The 22,326-nt window shown below is 72.0% G+C and carries 19 protein-coding genes; 12 read left to right on the top strand and 7 right to left on the bottom strand.

Annotated elements, in window-relative coordinates; genetic code table 11:
• Positions 1 to 103 precede the first annotated feature (103 nt).
• The 3 genes from ABFX51_RS10820 to ABFX51_RS10810 are packed head-to-tail and all read left to right on the top strand — an operon-like array spanning position 104 to position 3,491.
• A complete protein-coding gene (locus ABFX51_RS10820) occupies positions 104 to 880 on the top strand; it encodes an MBL fold metallo-hydrolase (RefSeq protein ID WP_346053629.1) in 777 nt (258 codons plus the stop codon).
• Positions 877 to 1,473, top strand: coding sequence for a DedA family protein (locus ABFX51_RS10815; RefSeq protein WP_346053628.1), 597 nt, complete (start codon positions 877 to 879; stop codon positions 1,471 to 1,473). The genes ABFX51_RS10820 and ABFX51_RS10815 overlap by 4 nt, the downstream gene beginning before the upstream one ends.
• Positions 1,470 to 3,491 carry a phage holin family protein gene (locus ABFX51_RS10810; RefSeq protein WP_346053627.1) on the top strand — a complete coding sequence of 674 codons (2,022 nt, stop codon included), beginning with the start codon at positions 1,470 to 1,472 and terminating at the stop codon, positions 3,489 to 3,491. The genes ABFX51_RS10815 and ABFX51_RS10810 overlap by 4 nt, the downstream gene beginning before the upstream one ends.
• Positions 3,492 to 3,546: 55 nt before the next feature.
• On the opposite strand, the gene ABFX51_RS10805 is transcribed toward ABFX51_RS10810, so the two are convergent.
• Complete coding sequence (locus tag ABFX51_RS10805; RefSeq protein ID WP_346053626.1) at positions 3,547 to 4,368, bottom strand: helix-turn-helix domain-containing protein; 822 nt, start codon at positions 4,366 to 4,368, stop codon at positions 3,547 to 3,549.
• A 56-nt stretch (positions 4,369 to 4,424) separates the two neighbouring features.
• On the opposite strand from ABFX51_RS10805, the gene ABFX51_RS10800 reads away from it, so the two are divergent.
• Positions 4,425 to 5,201 (top strand): alpha/beta fold hydrolase, encoded by a 777-nt coding sequence (locus ABFX51_RS10800; RefSeq protein WP_346053625.1) that lies wholly within the window; start codon positions 4,425 to 4,427, stop codon positions 5,199 to 5,201.
• Positions 5,202 to 5,208: 7 nt separating this feature from the next.
• Here ABFX51_RS10800 and ABFX51_RS10795 read toward each other — a convergent pair whose 3' ends face one another.
• Positions 5,209 to 5,778: a TetR/AcrR family transcriptional regulator gene (locus tag ABFX51_RS10795; protein ID WP_346053624.1), complete on the bottom strand. Its 570-nt coding sequence runs from the start codon at positions 5,776 to 5,778 to the stop codon at positions 5,209 to 5,211.
• 127 nt (positions 5,779 to 5,905) lie between these two features.
• On the opposite strand from ABFX51_RS10795, the gene ABFX51_RS10790 reads away from it, so the two are divergent.
• From ABFX51_RS10790 to ABFX51_RS10780, 3 genes are read left to right on the top strand one after another with little or no spacing between them, the layout of a single operon-like run.
• The gene (locus ABFX51_RS10790) at positions 5,906 to 6,358 is read left to right on the top strand and encodes a (2Fe-2S)-binding protein (RefSeq protein ID WP_346053623.1); all 453 of its coding nucleotides are present in this window, start codon (positions 5,906 to 5,908) and stop codon (positions 6,356 to 6,358) included.
• Positions 6,345 to 7,307 carry an FAD binding domain-containing protein gene (locus ABFX51_RS10785; protein WP_346053622.1) on the top strand — a complete coding sequence of 321 codons (963 nt, stop codon included), beginning with the start codon at positions 6,345 to 6,347 and terminating at the stop codon, positions 7,305 to 7,307. Before ABFX51_RS10790 ends, ABFX51_RS10785 begins: the two co-directional genes overlap by 14 nt.
• On the top strand, positions 7,304 to 9,481 hold the full coding sequence (locus ABFX51_RS10780; RefSeq protein WP_091504563.1) for a xanthine dehydrogenase family protein molybdopterin-binding subunit: 2,178 nt from the start codon (positions 7,304 to 7,306) through the stop codon (positions 9,479 to 9,481). Before ABFX51_RS10785 ends, ABFX51_RS10780 begins: the two co-directional genes overlap by 4 nt.
• A gap of 2 nt (positions 9,482 to 9,483) precedes the next feature.
• On the opposite strand, the gene ABFX51_RS10775 is transcribed toward ABFX51_RS10780, so the two are convergent.
• Positions 9,484 to 10,269 carry a 2-keto-4-pentenoate hydratase gene (locus ABFX51_RS10775; RefSeq protein ID WP_091504562.1) on the bottom strand — a complete coding sequence of 262 codons (786 nt, stop codon included), beginning with the start codon at positions 10,267 to 10,269 and terminating at the stop codon, positions 9,484 to 9,486.
• Between the two features lie 68 nt (positions 10,270 to 10,337).
• Here ABFX51_RS10775 and ABFX51_RS10770 point away from each other — a divergent pair, with 68 nt between their 5' ends.
• A complete protein-coding gene (locus ABFX51_RS10770) occupies positions 10,338 to 13,127 on the top strand; it encodes an FAD-binding and (Fe-S)-binding domain-containing protein (RefSeq protein ID WP_346053621.1) in 2,790 nt (929 codons plus the stop codon).
• 107 nt (positions 13,128 to 13,234) lie between these two features.
• Here ABFX51_RS10770 and ABFX51_RS10765 read toward each other — a convergent pair whose 3' ends face one another.
• Together ABFX51_RS10765 and mtnA are read right to left on the bottom strand one after the other, a co-directional pair.
• Complete coding sequence (locus ABFX51_RS10765) at positions 13,235 to 15,169, bottom strand: S53 family peptidase (RefSeq protein ID WP_091504561.1); 1,935 nt, start codon at positions 15,167 to 15,169, stop codon at positions 13,235 to 13,237.
• 130 nt (positions 15,170 to 15,299) lie between these two features.
• On the bottom strand, positions 15,300 to 16,277 hold the full coding sequence (mtnA, locus tag ABFX51_RS10760) for an S-methyl-5-thioribose-1-phosphate isomerase (RefSeq protein WP_091504560.1): 978 nt from the start codon (positions 16,275 to 16,277) through the stop codon (positions 15,300 to 15,302).
• A gap of 27 nt (positions 16,278 to 16,304) precedes the next feature.
• On the opposite strand from mtnA, the gene ABFX51_RS10755 reads away from it, so the two are divergent.
• The 3 genes from ABFX51_RS10755 to ABFX51_RS10745 all read left to right on the top strand — a co-directional run bounded on the left by ABFX51_RS10755 (position 16,305) and on the right by ABFX51_RS10745 (position 18,673).
• Positions 16,305 to 16,700, top strand: coding sequence for a RidA family protein (locus ABFX51_RS10755; protein WP_091504559.1), 396 nt, complete (start codon positions 16,305 to 16,307; stop codon positions 16,698 to 16,700).
• A 51-nt stretch (positions 16,701 to 16,751) separates the two neighbouring features.
• Positions 16,752 to 17,477 (top strand): tryptophan 2,3-dioxygenase, encoded by a 726-nt coding sequence (locus ABFX51_RS10750; protein WP_091504558.1) that lies wholly within the window; start codon positions 16,752 to 16,754, stop codon positions 17,475 to 17,477.
• A gap of 119 nt (positions 17,478 to 17,596) precedes the next feature.
• Positions 17,597 to 18,673, top strand: coding sequence for a Glu/Leu/Phe/Val family dehydrogenase (locus ABFX51_RS10745; protein WP_346053620.1), 1,077 nt, complete (start codon positions 17,597 to 17,599; stop codon positions 18,671 to 18,673).
• Between the two features lie 821 nt (positions 18,674 to 19,494).
• Here ABFX51_RS10745 and ABFX51_RS10740 read toward each other — a convergent pair.
• Entirely contained in the window at positions 19,495 to 19,680 is a 186-nt protein-coding gene (locus tag ABFX51_RS10740; protein ID WP_091504556.1) for a DUF5302 domain-containing protein, read from the bottom strand.
• 146 nt (positions 19,681 to 19,826) lie between these two features.
• Here ABFX51_RS10740 and ABFX51_RS10735 point away from each other — a divergent pair, with 146 nt between their 5' ends.
• Positions 19,827 to 20,537, top strand: coding sequence for a TetR/AcrR family transcriptional regulator C-terminal domain-containing protein (locus ABFX51_RS10735; protein ID WP_091504555.1), 711 nt, complete (start codon positions 19,827 to 19,829; stop codon positions 20,535 to 20,537).
• Here the strand turns inward: ABFX51_RS10735 and ABFX51_RS10730 are convergent.
• The gene (locus tag ABFX51_RS10730; RefSeq protein WP_091504554.1) at positions 20,521 to 22,302 is read right to left on the bottom strand and encodes a VanW family protein; all 1,782 of its coding nucleotides are present in this window, start codon (positions 22,300 to 22,302) and stop codon (positions 20,521 to 20,523) included. The genes ABFX51_RS10735 and ABFX51_RS10730 overlap by 17 nt on opposite strands.
• Positions 22,303 to 22,326: the final 24 nt, after the last annotated feature.

Raw genomic sequence — 22,326 nt, 5'->3', positions numbered from 1 at the left:
CAGGTGGCACGTCCGGTTCGGTAACCGTAGTGTTACTTCCCCCACGGCGGCGCGGGCCCCGCGAGTGCGCCGCCGGAGGCCTTCCGCCGTGGATAATGACCGTGTGGACGGACTGGCGATGCGCTTTCTGGGCCACTCGACAGTCCGCCTGGAGACAGCCGGCCGGGTGGTGCTCACGGATCCCGTGCTGACGGGCACGGTCGGCGGGCTGCGCCGCGTCGCGCCGCCGTTGCCGCCGGATGCCTGGGCAGGCACGGATCTCGTGCTCATCTCGCACCTGCACGGTGATCACCTGCACCTGCCGTCGCTGCGGCTGCTGGGCGCCGACGTGCCGGTCGTCGTGCCGCGCGGGGCCGGGGACTGGTTGCGGCGCCGGGGTTTCCGGCGGGTGCACGAACTCGGCGTCGGCGAGAGCCTCACCGACGGTGAGCTGACGATCACCGCCCTGTACGCCGATCACGCCGGGCACCGCTGGGGTCCGCGCTTCACCCACGGTCCGCACGCGCCCGCCGTGGGCCACCTCGTCGAGGCGCGCGGACGGCGGGTGTACGTGGCGGGGGACACCGACCTGTACGGGGAAATGGCCCAGCTGAGCGGGATCGACGTCGCGCTGCTGCCGGTGTGGGGCTGGGGGCCGTCGCTCGGCCCCGGCCACCTCGACCCGGTGCGCGCCGCCGAAGCGGCCCGCCTCATCAAGCCCGCGGTGACCGTGCCGGTGCACTGGGGCACGCTCGCGGTGCCGGGGATCGCGCGCACGAAGAAGATGCGCCGGCTGCTGGTCGAGCCGCCGCGCCGGTTCGCGGAGGCGGCCGCGGCCCACACCGAGGTGCGGGTGACCGAGCCCGGGGAGCACGTGCGGCTGACCGGCGTACGCCCGTGACGCTCGCGCTCGACTGGTCGGACACGTCGTCGATCGGTTACCCCACCCTGTTCCTCGGTGTCCTCATCGGATCGATCGTGCCCGTCGTGCCCACCGGTGCCCTCGTCGGCGGCGCCGCCGCGATCGCGATGACGACACCGCACCTGTCCCTGCCGCTGGTGCTGCTGCTCGCCACGCTCGGTGCGGGGATCGGCGACGTCGCCACGTTCGCCGCCGCACGCCTGGGCAGCACCGCCGCGGTGCGCTGGCTCGCGCGCGGGCAGGGGGCGGACCGGCTCGCCTCCGCGCGCGTGCGGTTCGAGCGGCGTGGCTGGCAGCTGATCGTGATCGGGCGGCTCGTACCCGCGGGCCGCATCCCGGTGCTGCTCGCGGCAGGCGCGGTTTCCTACCCGTGGCGGCGCCTGCTGCCCGCGACGCTCGTCGCGTGTGTGCTGTGGGCGGTCGCCTACGCTCTGCTGGGCGTGCTGAGCGGGGGCATCTTCGACTCGCCGCTCGTGGCCACCGCGCTCGCGGCGGTGCTGGTCCTGCTGGTGACGGTCGTGCTGAACCTCGTCGCGAAACGGCGGCGGGCGAAAACAGGGGTGGGGAAATGACGGAGGCGGAACGCGGCCGCCTGCTGCGGCGTGGCCGCACCATCGCCCGCGGTGTGCTGGTGCTGCTGACCGTGGCGCTTTCCCTGCGGGGGCTGGACATCTGGCTCGACGGCTTCGCCATGCCGAGCTGGTGGCAGCCGATCGTGTGCGCGCTGCTGCTGTCGGTGCTGACGAGCGTGGTGTGGCCGCAGGTGCTGCGGATCGCCCTGCCGGTGGCGTTGTTCACGCTCGGCGTAGGCAGTTTCCTGCTGCTGGGCGCGGGTGCCCTCGCCGCGCTCGCCGCGGTGCCCGGGGTCGAGGTCGCGGGGTTGCGCACCGCCGTGGTCGTGGTGGTGGGCATCTCCGTGGTGAACGCGCTCGTCAGCAGCGTGCTGGCACTGGACGAGGACGAGATCTTCTTCCGCCGCGCGGTGCGCCGCAGCAGGCGCCACCCGGAGCGGCAGGCCGACCAGCCGCCCGGCGTCATCTTCCTGCAGGTGGACGGGCTCGGTTACGACGTGGTGCGGCGCGCGGTCCGCGACGGCGACATGCCGACGCTGGCGCGCTGGCTGGCCGCCGACAGCCACTCGCTGACGTCGTGGCAGACCGACTGGAGCTCGCAGACGGGCGCGAGCGTCGCGGGCATCCTGCACGGCTCGAACTCCGACATCCTCGGTTTCCGTTGGTACGAGAAGGATCGCGACCACGTGATGGCGTGCGCGCACCCGCGTGACGCCGCGGAGATCGAGCGGCGGCACTCCGACGGCCGCGGGCTGCTCGCGGTCGACGGGGCGAGCCACGGCAACCTGTTCACCGGCGACGCCCCGCACTACAGCCTGACGATGAGCGCGGTTTCGGTGCTGCTGCCGAAGGGTTTGCGGCGGCGGCGCGCCGACCGGGTCGGGACGGGCTACTACGCGTACTTCGCGAACCCGGTGAACGCTGTGCACACGCTGGGATCGGCGTTGGTGGACGTCGCCCGAGAACTGTCGGCGGCCGCGAAGCAGCGGCGGGCCGGGGTGCGGCCGCGGGTTAAGCGCGGCGGGCTGTACCCGCTCGCGCGGCCGGGCACGACGGTCATCGCGCGGGACGTCGTGGTGTCGGCGGTGCTGGAGGACATGCTCGCCGGGCGGTCGGTGGTGTACGCGGACTTCCTGGGGTACGACGAGGTCGCGCACCACTCGGGCATCGAGCGGTTCGACTCGCTCGCCGTGCTCCGGGCGATCGACCAGCAGATCGGGCGGCTGCACCGGGCGTCGAAGCTCGCGCCGCGGCGGTACCACCTCGTCGTGCTGTCCGACCACGGGCAGACGCAGGGCTGGGCGTTCGCGGACCGGTTCGGGGAGTCGGTGGAGGAGCTGGTCGGGCGCCTGTGTGGTGGGCCGACGCCGGAGGCCGAGGTGGCGTCGGGCGGCGGGCCGATCGCGCAGCGCCTGCGGGACAGGGCGCGCAAGGCGGGCCGTCTCGAACACCGGCCGCGGGCCGACGCGGGCGGCCCGGGCGAGGTGACGCGCGTGGCGCCGGGTGTGGTGGTGACGGTGTCCGGGCACGTCGCGATGGTGTCGTTCACGGAGCACGAGGGCCGCGTCGAGCTGGAGACGATCGAGCGGGAGTACCCGGAGTTGCTGCCGGCGCTGGTGGACCACCCGGGTGTCGGGTTCCTGCTGGTGCGCAGTGCGGAGTTCGGGCCGGTGGTGCTCGACCGGGACGGGCTGCACCGGCTGGACAGCGGTTTCGTCGTGGGTTCGGATCCGTTGCAGCGCCTCAACCGGCACGCGAAGGACCTCATCAAGCGCGTGGACTCGTTCCCGCACTGCCCGGACATCATGATCAACAGCCGCTACGACCCGGAGACCGACGAGGCCTCCCCGTTCGAACCGCACGTCGGCTCCCACGGTGGCTTCGGCGGCCCGCAGGAGCGGGGTTTCCTGCTGTACCCCCGTGAGTTCGAGCCCCCGGGCGAGCTGGTCGGGGCCGAGTCGCTGCACCGGGTGTTCCGCCTCTGGCTCACCAAACTCGGCCACCCGGAACCGGCTTAGACCGGGTACAGCGGCTTGCGTGGCGGTGCGGGTGGCGGAACCTGACCCCCGCCACTTAGCGCACCGACTCCGCGAACGCGCCGGGTGTGCTTCCCGCGCGGGCCTGGAAGAACTTCGCGAAGTTCGCCGGATCGTCGAAACCGAGGCGGCGCGCGCACTCCGCGACCGTGATATCGGTGTGCGCGAGCAGGCGCTTCGCCTCCAGCACCACCCGGTCGTCGATGAACCGCTTCGCTCCGACGCCCACCGCTTCCTGCGTGGCGCGGCGCAGCGTCCTCGGCGAGTAGCCGAGTCGGCGGGCGTACCACTCGACCTCACGGGAACGCGCGTACTCCGCCTCGACCGCGCGGCTGAAGGCGGTGAACACCTCCCGCCCGTCGGCCGGCCGCGGCGCGCCGCCGGCGACCCGCAGCAGCAGCACCTCCAGCAGGTGACGCAGGATCTCGGCGTCTCCCTCAACGTACTCGCGGCGCAGGTGATCGGCGGCGAGCCGCACCAGGTCCGGGCGGTCCACCTGCCAGCTCACCGGGCCGAGGACATCGGCACCCGGCGAGGACGGGGGCACGAACTCGGGCCGGAACAACACCACCAGGCCCTCGACCGCGGCGATGTCCGCCCACGAGTGCGTCCACCCCGGGCGGATCCAGACCACGCGGTCGGCGTCGAGCGGGTGCCGGACGAAATCCACCACGACCGTGCCTCGACCGGACCTGCCCAGCGCGAGCACGTGGAAGTCCGCCCGGTGCACGGTGTCCCACTGCTTTCCCGCGGGCATCAGACGCAGCCGGGAAAAGGTGAGCACCTCCACCCCGGAAGGCGAGTCCGCCGCGACGCGGTAGTGCAGCGTTCTGATGCGCTGCTGTCCGTTTTTCACCATGACCAGACCGAAGCGTACCTCGTCGTGGCCCCGGTGCCGCGCCTAGCGTCGGAGGCATGGAAGCGAAGAATGTGAAGACGGTCGCGGGCGGCCTCCCGGTGAGTTACGAGCCAGGAACCGGGACGGCACTGGTTTTCCTGCACTACTGGGGTGGTTCCGGCGAGACCTTCGCGCCGGTGGCCGAGCGGCTGCCGGGACGACCGGTGGTGCGCTACGACCAGCGGGGCTGGGGTGCCGCGCGTGAGCTGCCGGGACCGTACGGGCTGACCCAGCTCGCCGACGACGCGCTCCGGGTGGTCGACGAGCTGGGGCTGTCACGGTATGTCCTCATCGGACACTCGATGGGCGGGAAGGTGGCGCAACTGGTCGCGGCACGCAGGCCGGACGGGCTGGCCGGGCTGGTACTCGTGGCCCCGGCGCCACCCAGGCCCGCCGAGGTGAGCGCGGAGGAACGGGAGGCGCTCGCCCACGCCTACGACAACGCGGAAACCGTGACCGCGGCGCTGGACCACGTGCTGACCCACCGTGCTTTGCCCGATCCCGCAAGGGTTGTCGCCGACAGCCTCAACGTCACGACGGAGGCCCGCCTGGCCTGGCCCCGGCACGGCATCATCGAGGACATCGCGGACACCGTCGCCGCGATCGAGGTGCCGGTCCTGGTGCTGGCGGGCGAGCACGACAGGGTCGATCCACCCGCCGTGCTCGCCGAACGCCTGCTGCCGGTCCTCCCGACCGCGACGATGTCCGTCCTCCGCGACACCGGGCACCTTTCCCCGCTGGAGGTCCCCGACGAGGTCGCCGCCCACGTGGAGCGTTTCGCGGCCGCCCTCTAGGTGCGAGTCACTCCGTCCGCATGCCCCGCCAAAGCAGGTCCAGCAGCTCCTCCGTCTGCGCCTTCCAGTTCTCCTCCGGCTGGAGGTACCAGAGCCCGCCGAGGCCCCGCACCAGCGCCTCCGGCCTCAGGTCCGCGCGGACCGTGCCCGCGTCGATGTTCGCGCGCAGCAGGGTCGCGACCGCGGCGACCAGTGACTCGTACGCGTGTGCCGGGAGCTCACCCCGCGCCGACGTCGCCCGGCGGAGTGCGTCCGCGAGGCCGCGCTTGGACATCATGTAGTGCGCCAGGTGGTCGACCACCCACACCCGGAACGCCCGGTCCGGCGGGTACCGGCGCAGCAGGTCCGCCACGACCTCGACGAGGTGCCGCACCTCGCGCTCGTACACGGCGAGGATGAGCGACTCCGGCGTGGGGAAGTGCCGGTACACCGTGCCGACCCCCACGCCGGCCTTCTTCGCGATAGCGTTGAACGACACCTCGTCCGAGCAGGTCAGCGACTCCGCCGCGACGGCGAGGATGCGCTCGTGGTTGCGCCGGGTGTCCGCCCGCCGCGGACTGACCGATCCCGTCGCCATGGTTCCTCCTGCTCGCCCGTTGCCAAGCGGATTGTAATCCGCTAGCTTCGGAAGAGCGAAGCGGATGACTATCCGCAACCAGGTCGCACTCCACCGAGGGCCCGGGGGAAAGGGACCCAACCACATCATGGAAATCTCGCTGGAAATCAACGGCAGGACCGAGCGGCTGGACGTCGAACCCGGTGTGACGCTGCTGGACGCGTTGCGGGAACGGCTCGGCATCACCGGTCCGAAGAAGGGCTGCGACCGGGGCCAGTGCGGCGCCTGCACCGTGCACGTCGACGGCAAGCCCGTGTTGTCGTGCCTCACGCTGGCCGCCACCGTGCGGCGCCCCGTGACGACGGTCGAAGGACTGTCCACAGAGGACGATCTGCACCCCGTGCAGCGCGCGTTCGTCGAGCAGGACGCCCTGCAGTGCGGCTTCTGCACGTCCGGCCAGGTCATGTCGGCCGTGGCCGCCGTGCGCCAAGACGTCGAGGACGTCCGTGAGTTCATGTCGGGCAACCTCTGCCGCTGCTCCGCCTACCCCAACATCGTCGCAGCCGTGGAACAGGTGAAGAACGCTGATGCGACCGTTTGAACTGACCACCGCTCCCACCATTGAAAGCGCTTTCTCCGCCGACGCGGCCTTCCTGGCCGGCGGCACCACGCTCGTCGACCTGATGAAGCTCAACGTGCTGACGCCACGGCACGTCGTGGACATCAACGACCTCCCGCTGCGGGGCATCGACACGGCCGACGGCCTGCGGTTCGGCGCGCTCGAACGGATGGCCGACATCGCCGCGCACCCCGGGGTGTACCCGGTGATCTCGCGGGCGCTGCTGCTCAGCGCGTCGCAGCAGCTGCGCAACATGGCGAGCATCGGCGGGAACCTCATGCAGCGCACGCGCTGCACGTACTTCCGCGACGTCGCCATGCCGTGCAACCGCCGCGAGCCGGGCTCGGGTTGTTCGGCGATCACAGGCGTCAACCGGATGCACGCGATTCTCGGCACGAGCGACGCCTGCATCGCCACGCACGCCAGTGACGTGGCGGTGGCGCTCGTCGCGCTCGACGCCGAGGTCGTGCTCGCGGGCGCGGACGGCACCCGCACCGTCAAGCTCACCGACTTCTACCGCCTGCCGGGGGAAACGCCCGAGGTGGAGCACGACCTGCGGCCCGGCGAGCTGATCACCGAGGTGCGCGTGCCGCGGCTGGACTGGGCGGCGAACTCCACGTACGTCAAGGTGCGTGACCGGCAGTCGTACGAGTTCGCGCTCGCCTCCGCTGCGGTGGCGCTCGACGTGCAGGACTCGCGGATCGTCGACGCCCGGGTCGCGGCCGGTGGCGTGGCGACCGTGCCGTGGCGGCTGACCGCCGTCGAGGAGGCCCTGCGTGGCAAGCCGGTGACCGAGGAGTCCTTCGAGCAGGCCGCCGCGCTGGCCGTCGAGGGCGCGAGGCCGTTGGCGCACAACGCTTTCAAGGCTTCCCTGCTCAAGCGGACGATCGTCCGCGCGCTGCTCGAACTGACCGAAGGGAGCCGCCGATGACCGGCAGGCTGGATGCCCCGCTCAAGGTCGCCGGGCGGGCGAAGTACGCGGCGGACAACAACTTCCCCGGCATGGTCTACGGCTGCGTGGTCACCAGCACGGTCGCCCGCGCGGAGATCGAGGCGATGGACGTGACGGCGGCGAAGAGCGCGCCCGGCGTGCTCGCGGTCTACACGCCGTTCGACCCGCTGGAGCTCCAGACGCCCCCGCCGATGCCGATCCCGGGGGACGCCTGGCTGCCGCTGCGGAACAGGGACGTCGAGTGGTACGGGCAGCCGATCGGGTTCGTCGTGGCGGAGACGTTCGAGCAGGCGCGGGACGCGTCGATGCTCGTCGAGGTCACGTACCGTCAGTTACCCGCCAGGACGTCACTGGAGGACCACCTCGACGACGCCGAGGACCCGCCCGAGCTCCTGGGCGGTGCGGAGCCGGTGGTCACCGTGCTCGCTGACGGCGTCGAGTCCATTGAGGACGCTCTCGCGGACAGCCCGGTCGTCGTGTCGGCGACCTACCGCACCGCGACGCAGAACCACGCCGCGATGGAGCCGCACTCCGCGGTCGCGGTGTGGGAGGACGGCGTGCTGACCGTGTACAGCGGCAACCAGGGCAGCAACCTGCTGGCGTACGAGCTGAGCGGAGCGCTGGGCCTGGAGCCCGCGCAGGTGCATGTGGTCAACCCGTTCGTCGGCGGTGCGTTCGGCGGGAAGGGCCGGACCTCCGTGCCGGGCTTCCTCGCTGCCGCGGCCGCGAGGGCGCTGAACCGCCCGGTCAAGGCGACGCTGACGCGGGAACAGGTGTTCACCGCGACGGCCACGCGCCCGGCGACCCTGCAGGAGATCTCCCTGGGCGCGGACCGCGACGGCACGCTGCTCGCGCTCAAGCACGACTCGTGGTGCACGCTGCCGCGCTCGGGGTCGTTCGTCGAGGAGACCTCCCACTCCAGCTCGTTGCGGTCGTACGCCACCCGGAACCTCCGGATCAGCCAGCGGGTCGTGCGGCTGGACCTCCCGCAGACGACGTTCATGCGGGCGCCTGGCGAGGCGCCCGGCTCGTTCGCGCTGGAGAGCGCGATGGACGAGCTGGCCGTCGCGCTGGACGTGGACCCGATCGAGCTGCGGCTGCGCAACAACTCGATCGCCCCGCCGGGGCAGGACCTGCAGTGGTCGAGCAAGCACCTCGACGAGTGCTTCACCACCGGTGCGCAGCGCTTCGGCTGGATCCACCGCACGCCGAACGGCCGCACGGACGGCGACTGGCAGGTGGGCCTCGGCGTGGCGACCGCGATGTTCCCCGCGATCCGGTTCCCCTCGTCGGTCGAGGTGCGGCTGAACGCCGACGAGACCGCGGTGATCTCCACCAGCGGCGCCGACCCGGGCACGGGCCTGCTGACCGTGGTGTCGACGGTGGGCGCGGAGTCGCTGGGCATCGCGCCGGAACGCATCACCCCGCGCCTGGGCAACTCGCTGTTCCCGCCGGGCGGCATGTCCGGCGGTTCGTCCGCCACGGCGAGCACCGGCACGGCGATCATGGCCGCCACCGCGGAGGTGCTCGACGCCCTGCTGAAGCTGGCTTCGGCGCCGGGCGCACCGTTCGAAGGGCAGGAGGTCACCTACGCCGAGGGCCAGGTCCACGGCGGCGGGCGCACCATGCCCTACGGCGAGCTGTTGCGGGCGGTGGGCGAGGAATCCGTCGCCGCGGTCGGTTCGTCCGCGCCCGGCGAGGAGATGACGAAGCACTCGTTCAGCTCGTTCGGCGCCCAGTTCTGCGAGGTCCGCGTCCACCGGCTCACCCGCGAGGTGCGGGTTTCGCGGCTGCTGGGCGTGTTCGACGGCGGCCGGATCATCAACGACCAGCTGGCGCGCAGCCAGCTGAGCGGCGGCATGATCTGGGGCGTCTCGGCGGCGCTGCACGAGGGTCTGGAGATCGAGGACAACGGCCGGTTCGCGAACGGCGACTTCGCCGGGTACCTGGTGCCCGTGAACGCCGACATCCCGCAGGTCGACGTCGAGTTCGTCGAGTACCCGGACACCTTCCACAACGACGTCGGCGCCCGGGGGCTCGGCGAAATCGGCGTGGTGGGCGTGGCGGCCGCGATCGCGAACGCGGTCTACAACGCGACCGGCATCCGCGTCCGCCACATCCCGATCACGATCGAGGACCTGCTGGTGGAGTGAGGTCAGGCGGTGAACACGGCGGTCACCGTGCCCAGCTCGCCCATGTCGGCGACCGCCGTGTCCCCCGCGCTCACCGGGTACGCGCGGGTCATCGAGCCCGGCAGCACGACGTGCCCCGGCTCCAGGTCGATGCCCAGCGGGCCGATGGTGTTCGCGAGCCACACCAAGGCGTTGACCGGCGAGCCGAGCACGGCCGCACCCGCCCCGGTGGCGACCAGCTCGCCGCCCAGCTGCAGCGAGCAGCCGGTGAGCCGGAGGTCCACATCGGACAGCAGCGTCGGCTTGCTGCCCAGCACCACGCCACCGGAGGAGGCGTTGTCGGCGATCGTGTCGACGATGGAGATCCGCCAGTCGGTGATCCGCGACGCCACGATCTCCAGCGCGGGCACCACGAAATCGACGGCACGCAGCGCGTCCGCGACCGTCACGCCGGGCCCGGAGAGCCGCCGCCCGAGCACGAACGCGATCTCCGGCTCGACCCGCGGCTGGAGGAGGCTCGCGGCGCTGATCGGCTGGTGCTCCAGGTGGAACATGCCGGCCAGCAGGTGCCCGTAGTCCGGCTGGTCGACACCCATCTGCTGCTGCATGGCCTTCGACGCGAGCCCGACCTTGTGCCCCTTGACGACGTCCCCGTCGGACACCCACCGCCGCACCTGTTCCTGCTGGATGCGGTACGCGTCGGTGATCGTGGCGTCCGGGTGCGTCTCGATCACGGGCGCGGTCGGCTCGCCCTTCTCGTAGGCGAGCAGCAGGCGGTCGGCGACTTCACGGACGGCGGCTGTTTCCATGCGCCCAGCCAACCCCGCGCGTCCGCCTCCGGCAAGACCGCCGTCCCGCCAGGCGGCACAATGGGGGCGTGCGCGACACCCTTCGGAAGCTTCTGAGCGAGCAGGACGCGGCCTTCGACCCGGGGGCCCTCGCGCTCTACACCACCGACGCCTCCAACTACCGGCACGCGCCGCTCGGCGTCGTCCTGCCCCGCACGGCAGACGACGTAGTGGCCGCCGTGGCCGCGTGCCGCGAGACCGGCGCGCCCGTGATCGCGCGGGGTGGCGGCACCAGCATCGCGGGCAACGCGTGCGGTCCCGGCCTGGTCCTGGACAGCTCGCGGTACTTCGCCGGCGTGCGGGAACTGGACGTGGCGGCACGAACCGCCCGCGTCGCCCCGGGCACCGTCCTCGACGACCTGCAGGCCGTCGCCGCTCCGCACGGGCTCCGGTTCGGGCCGGATCCCTCGACGCACAGCCGCTGCACGATCGGCGGCATGATCGGCAACAACGCGTGCGGCTCGCACTCCGTCGCGTGGGGCCGCACGGCCGACAACGTGGAAAGCCTCGAAGTCCTGCTCTACGACGGCACGAGGATGACGGTCGGGCCGACGTCCCGGCAGGAGGCGGACCGCCGCGCCGCGCTGCCGGGCACCGAGGGGCGCGTGTACCGCGAGCTGCGTGACCTGGTGGACGGCAACCTCGCCCTGCTGCGCAAGGAACTCTCGGCGTGGGGCCGCCGCGTGTCGGGGTACGGGCTGGAACACCTGTTGCCGGAGAACGGGTTCAACGTCGCCCGCGCGCTGGTCGGCAGCGAGGGCACGTGCGTGACCGTGCTCGACGCGACGCTCCGGCTCGTCGAACTGCCGAAGCACAAGGCGCTCGCCGTGTTCGGCTTCGCCTCGGACATCGACGCCGCCGACGCCGTGCCCGCGATCCTGGAGCGCAAGCCGCTCACCGTGGAGGGCCTGGACGTCGAGCTCGTCAAGCTCACCTCCTCCGGCGGTGATGACCTGCCTGACGGCCGCGCCTGGCTGCTGGTCGAGCTGACTGGCGACACGCTCGACGAGGCGCGGGAGCGGGCCGCCGGACTGGCGCGCGACCTGGGCCGTCCGCACGTCGTGCACACGGACCCCGCGGCGCAGCGGCGGTTGTGGCGGATCCGCGAGGAGGGCGCCGGGCTCGCGACGCGCATGGCCGATGGCTCGGAGGCGTGGCCCGGCTGGGAGGACGCGGCGGTGCCGCCGGAGCGGCTCGGCTCGTACCTGCGGGAGTTCAAGCAGCTGCTGGCCCGGCACGGCCGCAAGACCGTGGTGTACGGGCACTACGGCGAGGGCTGCCTGCACATGCGCATCGACTTCGACCTGCTTTCCCAGCCGGGCAAGGCGAACTTCCGCTCGTTCCTGGAGGACGCGGCGGACTTGGTCGCCGCACACGGGGGTTCGTTGTCCGGCGAGCACGGCGACGGGCAGGCACGCTCGGAACTGCTGCCGCGCATGTACAGCCCCGAGATGATGGCGTTGTTCGAGCGGTTCAAGGCGATCTTCGACCCGGACGACCGGATGAACCCGGGCATCCTCGTCCGCCCGCGTGCCGTCGATGCCGACCTGCGGGTGCGTGAGGCGAAAATCCCCGTGGCGCTGGGTTATCCGCACGACCACGGCAGTTTCGCCGAGGCGATGCGCCGGTGCGTCGGCGTCGGCAAGTGCCGCAACACCAGCGGTGGCGGCGTGATGTGTCCGAGCTACCGCGCCACGCGCGAGGAGAAGCACTCCACGCGCGGGCGCGCGCACCTGCTCGCCGAGATGATCAACGGGGAGCTGATCACCGGCGGCTGGCGCTCGGAGGAGGTGCGGGACGCGCTCGACCTGTGCCTGTCGTGCAAGGGCTGCCTGTCGGACTGCCCGGTCGATGTCGACATGGCGACGTACAAGGCGGAGTTCCAGCACCAGCACTACAAGGGCAGGCTGCGGCCCCTGTCGCACTACTCGATGGGCTGGCTGCCGCTGTGGCTGCGGTTCTCGGCGCTCGCCCCGCGCCTGCTGAACGCGCTGCTGCGCCGACCACGGGTGGCCGCACTCGTGAAACGGCTGGGCGGGCTGGCTCCGGAGCGGGATCTGCCGGAGTTCGCCACGCGGCCGTTCACCCGCTCCCACAAGCGGACCTCCGGTGGTGGCAAGCGGGTGGTGCTGTGGCCCGATTCCTTCAACAACTACCTCACCCCGGACGTCCTGCACGCGGCGACCGAGGTGCTCGAAGCGGCCGGTTTCGACGTCGTGGTCCCGAAACAGAATGTCTGTTGTGGACTGACATGGATGTCCACCGGGCAGCTCGGCGTGGCCAAGCGCGTGCTTCGGCACACGTTGTCGGTGCTCAAGCCGTACCTCGACGCCGGGTACGAGGTGGTGGGCCTCGAACCCAGCTGCACGGCGTTGTTCCGCGGCGACCTCGGGCACCTGCTGCCGGGGGACGAGACGGCCGCGCTGCTGGCGAGCCGCACCCGCACGTTCGCCGAGCTGCTCGCCGACGCCGACCTGCCGCTGCGGGACCTCGACCTCGACGCGGTCACCCAGGTGCACTGCCACCAGCACGCGGAACTGGGCTTCACCGCGGACGAACGGCTGATGGCCCGTGCGGGGATCCGGAACTCCACTTTGGACTCGGGATGCTGCGGGCTGGCGGGCAACTTCGGTTTCGAGCGCGGCCACTACGACGTGTCGGTCGCCGTGGCCGAGGACCGCATGCTGCCCGCGATCCGGGAAGCCGCCCCGGACACCGTGGTCGTCTCGGACGGCTTCAGCTGCCGCACGCAGATCGCCCAGCAGTCGGACCGCCGCGCGGTCCACCTCGCCCAGCTGATCCGGAAAGCCTTGCGCTGACGCGGAGGGACGTGGCTGCCACCCGCAGCGACGGCGCGGTCGGCCTGCGGCGAAAGAAAAAGCCCGGTCCCCTCACGTGAGGAGACCGGGCTTTCCCGTGGTGCGCGTTACGGCAGCAGCAGGAACGCCAGGCCGTTCGGCGAACCGAGGCCGGTGACGTTGTCGTAGCCGCCGGTGGTGTGGATCGTCAGGTTCGGGTAGTCCAACGTCCGCACCGAGGTGATCAGGCCGCCCGACGCGTCCACCGAGTTGGCGTAGTCGACCCGGGTCACGGCGGCGTCGACGTGCTTGACGTCGGTGATGGCCGGCGTGCGCGAGGCGATCTGGTAGGCCAGCGGGTTGAGGAACCCGTGGTGGAAGTGCGCCAGGCTGTCCGACACCGCGACGATCCCGGCGAGCAGCGGCGACGACAGGCTCGTGCCGCCGATGCGGTACTGGTCGTAGTACACGCCGTCCGGGAAGGTCTGCGTCTGCCCGACCAGGAAGCCGGTGTTGGGGTCACCGACCGTCGAGATGTCCGGCACGACGCGGCCCTTGGCCTTGCCGTGCTGGTTCTGCGTGGACAGCGCGTCCGGCACGATCCCCTTCTGGTAGAAGGGCTGGTCGAACAGGACACTCGTGCCGCCACCGGAACCGCTGGTGTACGCCCCGGGCGGGCCGGGCACGTACGCGCCGTTGGTCAGCGTGCTCTTGCCGGTCTCCCAGCCGGTCTCGAACAGCTTCTGGCCGTTCTTGCCGATCGCGAGGCTCGTGCCGCCGACGGCGGTCACCCACGAGTCGGAGGCGGGGAAGTCGGCCGACGGGGTGCCCAGCCGCGCGACCTCGTCTCCGTTGTCACCGGAGGAGAAGTAGACGCCGATGCCCTCGATCGCGGCCTGGACCGCGATCTGGTTCCAGACCCGCACCTCGGAGGCGGGGATGTCCTCGCCGGTGTCACCGTAGGAGTTGCTGATGATGTCGGCGCTGTGGTTCGAGACGATCCAGTTCAGCGCCTCGTCCAGCGAAGCGTCCTGGCAGTCGGCGCTGCCGACGTAGAGGATCTTGGCGCCGGGCGCCATGGCGTGCACGGCCTCGACGTCCAGCGTCTGCTCGCCGTACCAGCCGGCGGCGTCGCACTGGTCCGGCGGCTCCATCTCCGGGTTGGTCGGGAAGATCTTCTCGGAGAACTGCGAACGCAGCAGCGGGTGCGCCGGGTCGTTGCGCCGCGCGTACTCGGCGGCGTCGGCGTACAGGGTGGGGGAGGCGAAGGCGTCCACGATCGCGACGGTGGTGCCGCTGCCGTTCGCGCCGACCTTGTCCAGCCCGTAGGCCGAGCGCAGCTGCGCCGGGGTGTAGCCGCACGGCGCGTACGGCAGGACCTTGCCGCCGTAGGCCGGGTCGGTCGTGTCGACCTTCTCGCCGTAGTAGGCGCTGCACGGGCGCGCGTTGCGGAAGCCGTCCGACGGCGGCACGTCGCTCGGGGTGCCGTCGGTGTGGTCGGGCTTGAGCAGCTGGGTGGCCTGGTCGACGCCGACGACGCCGAGCACCTGGTTCGCCAGCGCGGCGGGCACCGACAGCTCCTTGTCGGCGGCACGCAGCACCTGGCCGTCGACCTTGTACTTGGCCAGGTCGACGCTGAACGCCTTCTCCACCTGGTCGGCGGTACCGCTGGCCTCGACGTACGCCTTGTTCGACGGCACGTCGCCGATGGCGAAGCCGCTGCCGGCCAGCCAGTCGCGCACCGACTTCACGGTCGCGTCCGTGGCCGCGAACCGGTCGCGGACCTGGTCGGGGCTGAGGTACTGGCGGTAGGTCTTGCTCGACGGGTCGCTCACGGCCTGAGCCGCGGCCTCGGCGCCCGCCTGGTCGCGCATCGACAGGTAGACGCGGAAACTGAGCTTCGAGGACGGGGCGGCGTCGGCGACCTTCGACTGGGGCGTGGCCCAGTCGGGGTGGGACAGCGGGATCACCGCGCGTCCCTGCGCGCTGGCCACGGCGGGTGCCGCGACGGCCGCGCCGCCCGCGAGGGCGAGCGAAACGAACAGGGTCAGAGCTCTTCGCACTGGGGACTTCCCCTCTTGACGTAGCAGGTGGAACTGCGCAGAGATTAGATCCGAAAACGAGCCAGGGGAAGGAAAAAAATGTAACGAGCGGGAAAGTCGGATTTCCATACTTCGTCGGTAAACGGGCAAATCACTCTAACGGGAAAAACCCGTCTTCCGTGGCGATCGCGGTCACGAGATCGGCCGGGGTCACGTCGAAAGCGGGGTTGAAGACCGCCGCATCGGGCGGGGCGACGGGCCGCCCGGCGACGTGCGTGACCTCCTCGGCCGCCCGCTCCTCGACGACGATCCCGTCGCCCGAGGGGACCTGGGAGTCCACTGTGGACATCGGGGCGACCACGACGAACGGAATCCCGTGCCGCGCGGCCGCGAGCGCCAGCGGGTAGGTGCCGACCTTGTTCGCGACGTCCCCGTTCGCGGCGATCCGGTCCGCGCCCACGACCACGGCGTCCACCAGCCCGCGGGCGATCGCCGAGGCCGCCGCCGAGTCGGGCAGCAGGCGGTACGGCACACCGGCTTCGCCCAGTTCCCAGGCCGTCAACCGGGCGCCCTGCAGCAGCGGCCGGGTCTCGTCGGCGAAGACGTACTCCAGCTGCCCGGCGGCCTGGAGGTGCCAGACCACGCCGAGCGCGGTCCCCCAACCGACGGTGGCCAGCCGGCCCGCGTTGCAGTGCGTGAGCAACCGCAGCGGACGGCGCGCACAACGGTCGAGCAGGAATTCGGCCGCCCGTTCGGACGCTTTCCGATTCACCCGTTCGTCCTCGTCGAGCACGGCCATTGCCTCTTCGAGCACGAATTGCGGACCCTCCGGCAACCGGTTCAGCGCACGCCGCACCCCCCACCCGAGGTTCACGGCGGTCGGCCGCGCGTCGGCGAGCCGTTTCGCGTCCGCCCGCACGGCGTCCTCGTCCCTGTGGCGCAGGGCGGAAAGCGCTGTCCCGAGCGCCCCAGCGGCTCCCAGCGCGGGCGCCCCGCGCACGGCGAGCCTGCGGATCGCGGCGATCAGCTCGTCCACGGTGGTCAGGCGCAGCACCCGCACCTCGTGCGGCAGCGCGCACTGGTCGAGGATCTCGATCGCGCCGTCTGCCCAGTCGATCGTCCTGCGCATCGCGCCTCCCGTGCCAGGCTGGTCCTCGTGCCCATTGAACGCCGCAATCCCGAGGGGCTGCACGCCACTCCGGGCTACCACCACGTCACCGTCGTCGAGGCCCGTCGCCTCGTGTTCCTCGCCGGGCAGTGCCCGCTCGCGCCGGACGGTACGATCCCGCCCACGCTGCCCGGGCAGACCGACCAGGTCGTCGCCAACACCCTCACCGCACTCGAAGACGCCGGTGCGACCCCGGACGACGTCGTGCGCACGGTGATCTACGTGGCGAGCGGCGAGCGGGCGGACCTCTCCGCGGTCTGGGACCGGCTCACGGGATCCGCGCTGGGCCGTGCGTTCAGCACCGCGAGCACGCTCCTCGGCGTAGCCTGCCTCGGCTTTCCCGGGCAGCTGGTGGAGCTGGACGTGACCGCGGCGCTGGCCTGAGGTGGTGGTCGGTGCCGTCCTCGGCGGGTGGCGCGGCTCTAGCCTGGCGGCATGTCCGATGACGCCGCTTTGACCTACACCTCCTACCTCGCGCTCGACGAGGTCCTCGCCGCGCAGCGCCCGCGCTCCACCGAGCACGACGAGATGTTGTTCATCGTCATCCACCAGGTGTACGAGCTGTGGTTCAAGCAGCTGCTGCACGAGCTGGCCTACCTGCAGCAACGGCTCGAAGCGGGGGACACCGCCCGCGCCATCCGCACGCTCCGCCGGGTGCTGACGGTGCTCAAGGTCGTGGTCGCCCAGATCGACGTGCTGGAGACGATGACACCGAGCCAGTTCACGAGCTTCCGCGCCCGGCTCGACGCGTCCAGCGGGTTCCAGTCCGCGCAGTTCCGCGAGCTGGAGGTGGTGCTGGGCCGCCGGGACGAGGGCGCGTTCGCGCACTACCCGGAGGACGACCCGGGGCGGCGCCGCATCGTCGAGGCGATGGCGCGGCCCTCGCTGTGGGAGTCGTTCCAGTCGTACCTCAAGACCCAGGGCTACGACGGCGACCTCCTGCGCGTCTATGCCGACGACGAGGGCGCGGCGGTCGTCGCCGAGCACCTCGTCGACCTCGACGAAGGCCTGCAGGAGTGGCGCTACCGGCACGTGAAGATGGTCGAGCGCACGATCGGCGACAAGGCGGGCACGGGCGGCTCGTCGGGGGCGGAGTACCTGCGCTCGACGTTGTTCCGGCCGCTGTTCCCCGAGCTGTGGGCCGTTCGGCGCGATCTCTAGTCGCGTGGCTGCTGGAGCGCTATGTTGCTGCTGGGCCGGGGAACGACCTTCCCAGCCGGCTCACCACAACCGAAACCGGTCGTCGCCACAAGCGGGGGCCGCCCACCCGAGGAGCCACCTTGACCGAAGGGGTTTTCGGCCGCGAAAGCGGTCATGAGCAGGTCGTGTTCTGTCAGGACCGGGCGTCCGGCCTGAAGGCCATCATCGCCATCTACTCCACTGCGCTGGGGCCCGCGCTCGGCGGGACGCGGTTCTACCCGTACGCCTCCGAGGACGACGCGCTGGCCGACGTGCTGGCGCTGTCGAAGGGCATGGCCTACAAGAACGCGCTCGCGGGGCTCGATCTGGGCGGCGGCAAGGCCGTGATCATCGGCGACCCGGCGACGGCGAAGTCCGAGGCGCTGCTGCGGGCGTACGGCCGGTTCGTCCAGTCGCTGGCCGGGCGCTACATCACGGCGTGCGACGTGGGCACCTACGTCGCGGACATGGACGTGGTCGCGAAGGAGACCCGGTTCGTCACCGGTCGTTCCACGGACGACGGCGGCGCCGGCGACTCATCGGTGCTGACCGCGTTCGGGGTCTTCCAGGGCATGCGGGCCTGCGCCGACCACCGCTGGGGGTCGCCGGAGCTGGCGGGGCGGCGCGTGGGCGTGTCGGGGGTCGGCAAGGTCGGGCACCTGCTCGTGGGGCACCTCGTCGAGGCGGGCGCACGGGTCGTGATCAGCGACGTCTCGGCGGCGGCGATCGAGCGGGTCCGGGCGGCACACCCGGAGGTCGAGGTCGCGGCGAACGCCGACGAGCTGGTCCGGTCGCAGCTGGACGTGTTCGCCCCGTGCGCGCTGGGCGGCGCCCTCAACGACGAGACCGTGCCCGAGCTGCGGGCGGAGGTCGTCTGCGGGGCGGCGAACAACCAGCTGGCGCACCCGGACATCGAGAAGGTGCTCGAGGAGCGCGGGATCCTGTACGCGCCCGACTACCTCGTGAACGCCGGCGGAGTCATCCAGGTGAGTGACGAGCTGCACGGCTTCGACTTCGCGAGGGCCCAGCGCAAGGCGAGCGCGATCTACGACACCACGAAGGCGGTCTTCGCCCTGGCAGAGGCGGAAGGCGTCCCCCCGGCCACGGCGGCCGACCGCCTGGCGGAACGGCGCATGGCGGAGGTCGGCCGCCTGCGGTCGATCCTCACGCCCGCGTAGGCGGCTGGCTCGGTGGCCCGTCCCCCCGGGCGGGCCACCCTCCGGCGGTTCGCCTGCGGGGGCTCGGGTGGCCGCCTCCCGGGGGCGGGTTGGGGCCTCTGCGACCGGGCGGTTCCGCGGCCTCCGCCACCGGGCGGCTCCGCTACCGCGCATCCGGCGGCTCCGCATCCATGGCCGCCCCGTGGCGACTTGGCCATTCCGCGACCGGGCGGTTCCGTGACCGCGGCTATCCGGCAGCAGCTCCGCGGGCCGTTGCTGCCCCGTGGCGACTTGGCCACTCCGCGACCGGGCGGTTCCGCGACTACGGCCATCCGCATGGCTGCTCAGCGGCCGCGGCCGTCCCGAGGCGACTTCGCCACCACCGCCACCGGGCGGCTCCGTGACCGCGGCCATCGGGCGGTGGTTCGAATATCGCGGCCGTCCCGCGGCGACTCTGCCGCCAGCGACCCGGCGGAGGCGCAGCCTTCACCGCGATCCAGGGCGCGGCCCTACCGCCGCGGCCATCCGGCGACGGCTCCGCCGCCGCGACCGCCTCCTGGCGGCTCCGATTCCACGCGGCGCTACCGCCAGCCCGGCGCCGCGGTGCCATCGCTGGATCCGGCAGGACAGCCACCGCTGCCAACCCGCGACCCTGCGCCGCCTCAGCGGTTCCGCAGCGACCCGTCGCCGCACCGCGCCGCCATAGCGGCTCCGCCGCTACGCAGCCAAGGCACCGCCACCCCGAGCCCCGGCCAAGCCCCGAGCCCGGCCACAGCCGCTCCCCGGACGGCCTCACCGCTCCCCGGACAGCCGACCCCCCGGACAGCCTCACCGACCCCCGGTCACCCCGACTTCCGCCGGAAGGTGCGCTTCGCGGCCGCCGGGCCGTGTGCGTGCTGCCCCTTGCCGCCGCCGTGCTCGTGCTGGGCACCGGCGCGGCTCGCCGCCTGCTTGCGTTCCAGCGCCTCCCGGAACTTGCGCTTCTGGTCGTCCTCCGGGGAACCGGAAGAGGACGGGGTCTCGGGCATGGCAGCCTCCTGGGAAAACGCGCGAACACCTCACCCTGGCATGCCCGAACCCATCTGGCCACCGGGTTTTTCCGCCCAGGGTAGGACACCCCGGGAGAAACTGGCAGCCTGCCAGTAACGGGGGGCGGCCAGCTAGGGTGAACCCCATGGCGAACTCAGCTGCGGTCCCCGGCAGGCCCCGTTCCCGGGATGCCGCCGGCCTGCCTGCCGTCACCCCGGACGGGATCATCGCCGCGGCCCTCGACCTGGCCGCCAGCCAGGGCCTGGAGAGCTGGACGCTGCGCCAGCTCGCGGGCGCGGTGCAGGCCTACCCCGCGGTCATCTACCACCACGTCGGTGACCGCGAGGCCGTCGTGAGCGCGGTGGTGGACCGCGTCGTGGGCATGGTCGCCGTGCCGCCGGAGGGCCTGCCGTGGCGTGAGTGGTTCGCCGCGCTCGCCACGGAGATGCGCGCCGTGCTGACGCGGTTCCCCGGCGTCGCGAGGCGGATCGCCGTGCACGGGCTGTCCCCGGAGGCGGCGGGCCCGTCCATCGACCGCGGCGTCCGCATCCTGCAGCAGGGCGGGTTCGGCGACGAGAGCGCCCAGGTCTACCGCTTCCTCGCCAACATCATCTGCCACTTCATCTCGGTCGAGGACGAGCACCGCCGCAACAGCGAGGACTACGCGCGCGACGCCGCCCGCTGGACGCGGCACGTCGACGACCAGTCGAGGCCCGGGCTGGCCACGATGAGCGCCTGGCTGCACACCCTCGTGACCAACCCCGAGCAGCACGCCGACCACAACCTGTTCGACTACGCCATCGAGCGCTGCCTCGACGGCGTCGAGGCGCGGCTCGCGGTCATCCGCCGCAGATGATCTTCGGCTGCGGGTTGTAGTGCACGGTGCGCTTGTCGCGCCGCACCTCACGCCCGGTCGCCGCGTCGCGGAGGATCCGGGTGTCCGACGTGGTGAACCCGGGCGAGCCGTTGGAGGCGTGGCAGTTCTGCGGCGGCCCCGGCTTCGGCGTGGGGTCGACGAAGTTGACGCGCTCGCCCGGCACGGACTCGACGGTGTACCGCTTCGTGCCCCACAGCTTCACGGTGATCGACGACGGGGTCCAGATGGTCTGGATGGCCACCCCGGTCGGTGAGTCGTTGGTGAACTTCAGGTCGATGACGCTGGAGCCGTCCGGGTTCTGGAACACGGTCGCCTCGCGGGCGGCGGGGTAGCGGCTGATGTAGTAGCTGTGCTCCTTGTGCCCGGCGTCCTTCAGCCCGGCGAAGTACGCGGCGTTGTAGAGCGTCGTGGCGAACTGCGAGATCCCGCCGCCCACCTCGCGCGCGGGCGCGCCGTTCTCGATCACGCCGGCCTCGACGTAGCCCTGCGCGGCGCCGCGCGGTCCGGTGAAACCGTTGAGGCTGAAGGTGTCGCCCGGCTTCACGATGGCGCCGTTGACCTTCTGCGCGACCGTGCGGATGTTGACGCCGGAGTCCGCCGCGAACCCACCGGTGGTGAACTCGCCGATGACCTCCTTGATGCCGAGCTGGTTCGCCTGCTCGGTGGTGACCTTCGCGGGGGTGTCCACGTACTTCGCGGTCAGCTCGCGCTGGCCGGTGCGCTTGAGCAGCTCCGGCAGCGGTTCCAGGGTCGGGTTCCAGTCCACGCCCCGGCCGTCCACGGACTCCTCGACGGTGGGCTGCCCGCCGGAGAACACGATCTGCGCGTCCTTGCCCTGCTTCTCGGTGGACTTCAGCTGCGGGCCGGCGGCCTCGACGATCTTGGCGTTGTCCACCTTCATCGCGAGCGTGCCGCCGTCGGCGGGTTCGAACCGCAGCGCCGCCGCGATCGCCTCGGGTTTGACGGTGGCGTCCTTGCCGTCGCCGTGGATCACGACCGGGCCGGACACCGCGGGCTGCGCCAGCTGGGTGAGCGCGGTCTGCACGGCCTCCGGCGACACGGCGACCGGCGTCTGCCGCACCGGCAACGTCACCGGGTGCCCCGACGCCCAGTCCGCCAGCACGGCGATCGCCGCGTCGTCGACCTGGAGCTGCTGGCCCTGCTTCGGCTCGACCGCGACCGGGGTCGCGCCCTCGAACCGGATGCCGCCCTCGGTGGGTTCCCGGTCGACCTGGGCGCGGAGGTTCTGCAGCGTGTTGACCAGCTGCGCCTTGTCGGCCTGGGTGACCACGCCGACCTCGCGGCTGGTGAAGAACGAACCGATCCGGGTGAACGGGTTGAGCGGCTGGTCGCCAGCCTGGTCCAAAGTGGACGGCCAGTCGAGGCTCAGCCCCGCGCGCGCCGGGTCGATCGTCGTGTCGACGTCGCCCGCCCGCACGGCCACCGGCTTGACCAGGCGCGGCTCGATCTGCGCCCGCAGGCGTTCCTCGGCCTCCGCGCGCTTGAGCCCGCCGACGTCCACTCCCGCCACCGTGACGCCGCGCGGCACGTTGCCCTGGCTCACCAGCAGGTCGACCGCGTAGAGCGCGACGAGGACACCCAGCACCGAGCCGGCGATGACGGCGGCGCGCTTGAGCGCGCGCCGCGGCCGCTTCGGCGTGGCGGGCGGGATGATCTCCGTGACGGGTTCGAGGTAGTCGGTCTGCTCGGCGTCGGCCGTGGGCCACACGGGTTCCTGCGGCAAAGGGTCACCTTCCCCTGAGGTGGG

This window comes from Amycolatopsis dongchuanensis (assembly GCF_039542405.1).
In the GTDB taxonomy this organism is placed as follows: domain Bacteria; phylum Actinomycetota; class Actinomycetes; order Mycobacteriales; family Pseudonocardiaceae; genus Amycolatopsis_E; species Amycolatopsis_E sacchari.
The sequence above is the reverse complement of the archived record's forward strand: the minus strand, read 5'-3'. Positions and strand labels throughout refer to the sequence as shown.

Excerpts from the sequence above, each read along its gene's own strand:
- ABFX51_RS10780 (WP_091504563.1), top strand. The coding sequence starts at position 7,304 with ATGACCGGCAGGCTGGATGCCCCGCTCAAGGTCGCCGGGCGGGCGAAG.
- ABFX51_RS10790 (WP_346053623.1), top strand. The coding sequence starts at position 5,906 with ATGGAAATCTCGCTGGAAATCAACGGCAGGACCGAGCGGCTGGACGTC.
- ABFX51_RS10785 (WP_346053622.1), top strand. The coding sequence starts at position 6,345 with ATGCGACCGTTTGAACTGACCACCGCTCCCACCATTGAAAGCGCTTTC.
- ABFX51_RS10735 (WP_091504555.1), top strand. The coding sequence starts at position 19,827 with ATGGCGAACTCAGCTGCGGTCCCCGGCAGGCCCCGTTCCCGGGATGCC.
- ABFX51_RS10795 (WP_346053624.1), bottom strand. The coding sequence starts at position 5,778 with ATGGCGACGGGATCGGTCAGTCCGCGGCGGGCGGACACCCGGCGCAAC.
- ABFX51_RS10810 (WP_346053627.1), top strand. The coding sequence starts at position 1,470 with ATGACGGAGGCGGAACGCGGCCGCCTGCTGCGGCGTGGCCGCACCATC.
- mtnA (WP_091504560.1), bottom strand. The coding sequence starts at position 16,277 with ATGCGCAGGACGATCGACTGGGCAGACGGCGCGATCGAGATCCTCGAC.
- ABFX51_RS10805 (WP_346053626.1), bottom strand. The coding sequence starts at position 4,368 with ATGGTGAAAAACGGACAGCAGCGCATCAGAACGCTGCACTACCGCGTC.
- ABFX51_RS10775 (WP_091504562.1), bottom strand. The coding sequence starts at position 10,269 with ATGGAAACAGCCGCCGTCCGTGAAGTCGCCGACCGCCTGCTGCTCGCC.
- ABFX51_RS10740 (WP_091504556.1), bottom strand. The coding sequence starts at position 19,680 with ATGCCCGAGACCCCGTCCTCTTCCGGTTCCCCGGAGGACGACCAGAAG.
- ABFX51_RS10750 (WP_091504558.1), top strand. The coding sequence starts at position 16,752 with ATGTCCGATGACGCCGCTTTGACCTACACCTCCTACCTCGCGCTCGAC.
- ABFX51_RS10800 (WP_346053625.1), top strand. The coding sequence starts at position 4,425 with ATGGAAGCGAAGAATGTGAAGACGGTCGCGGGCGGCCTCCCGGTGAGT.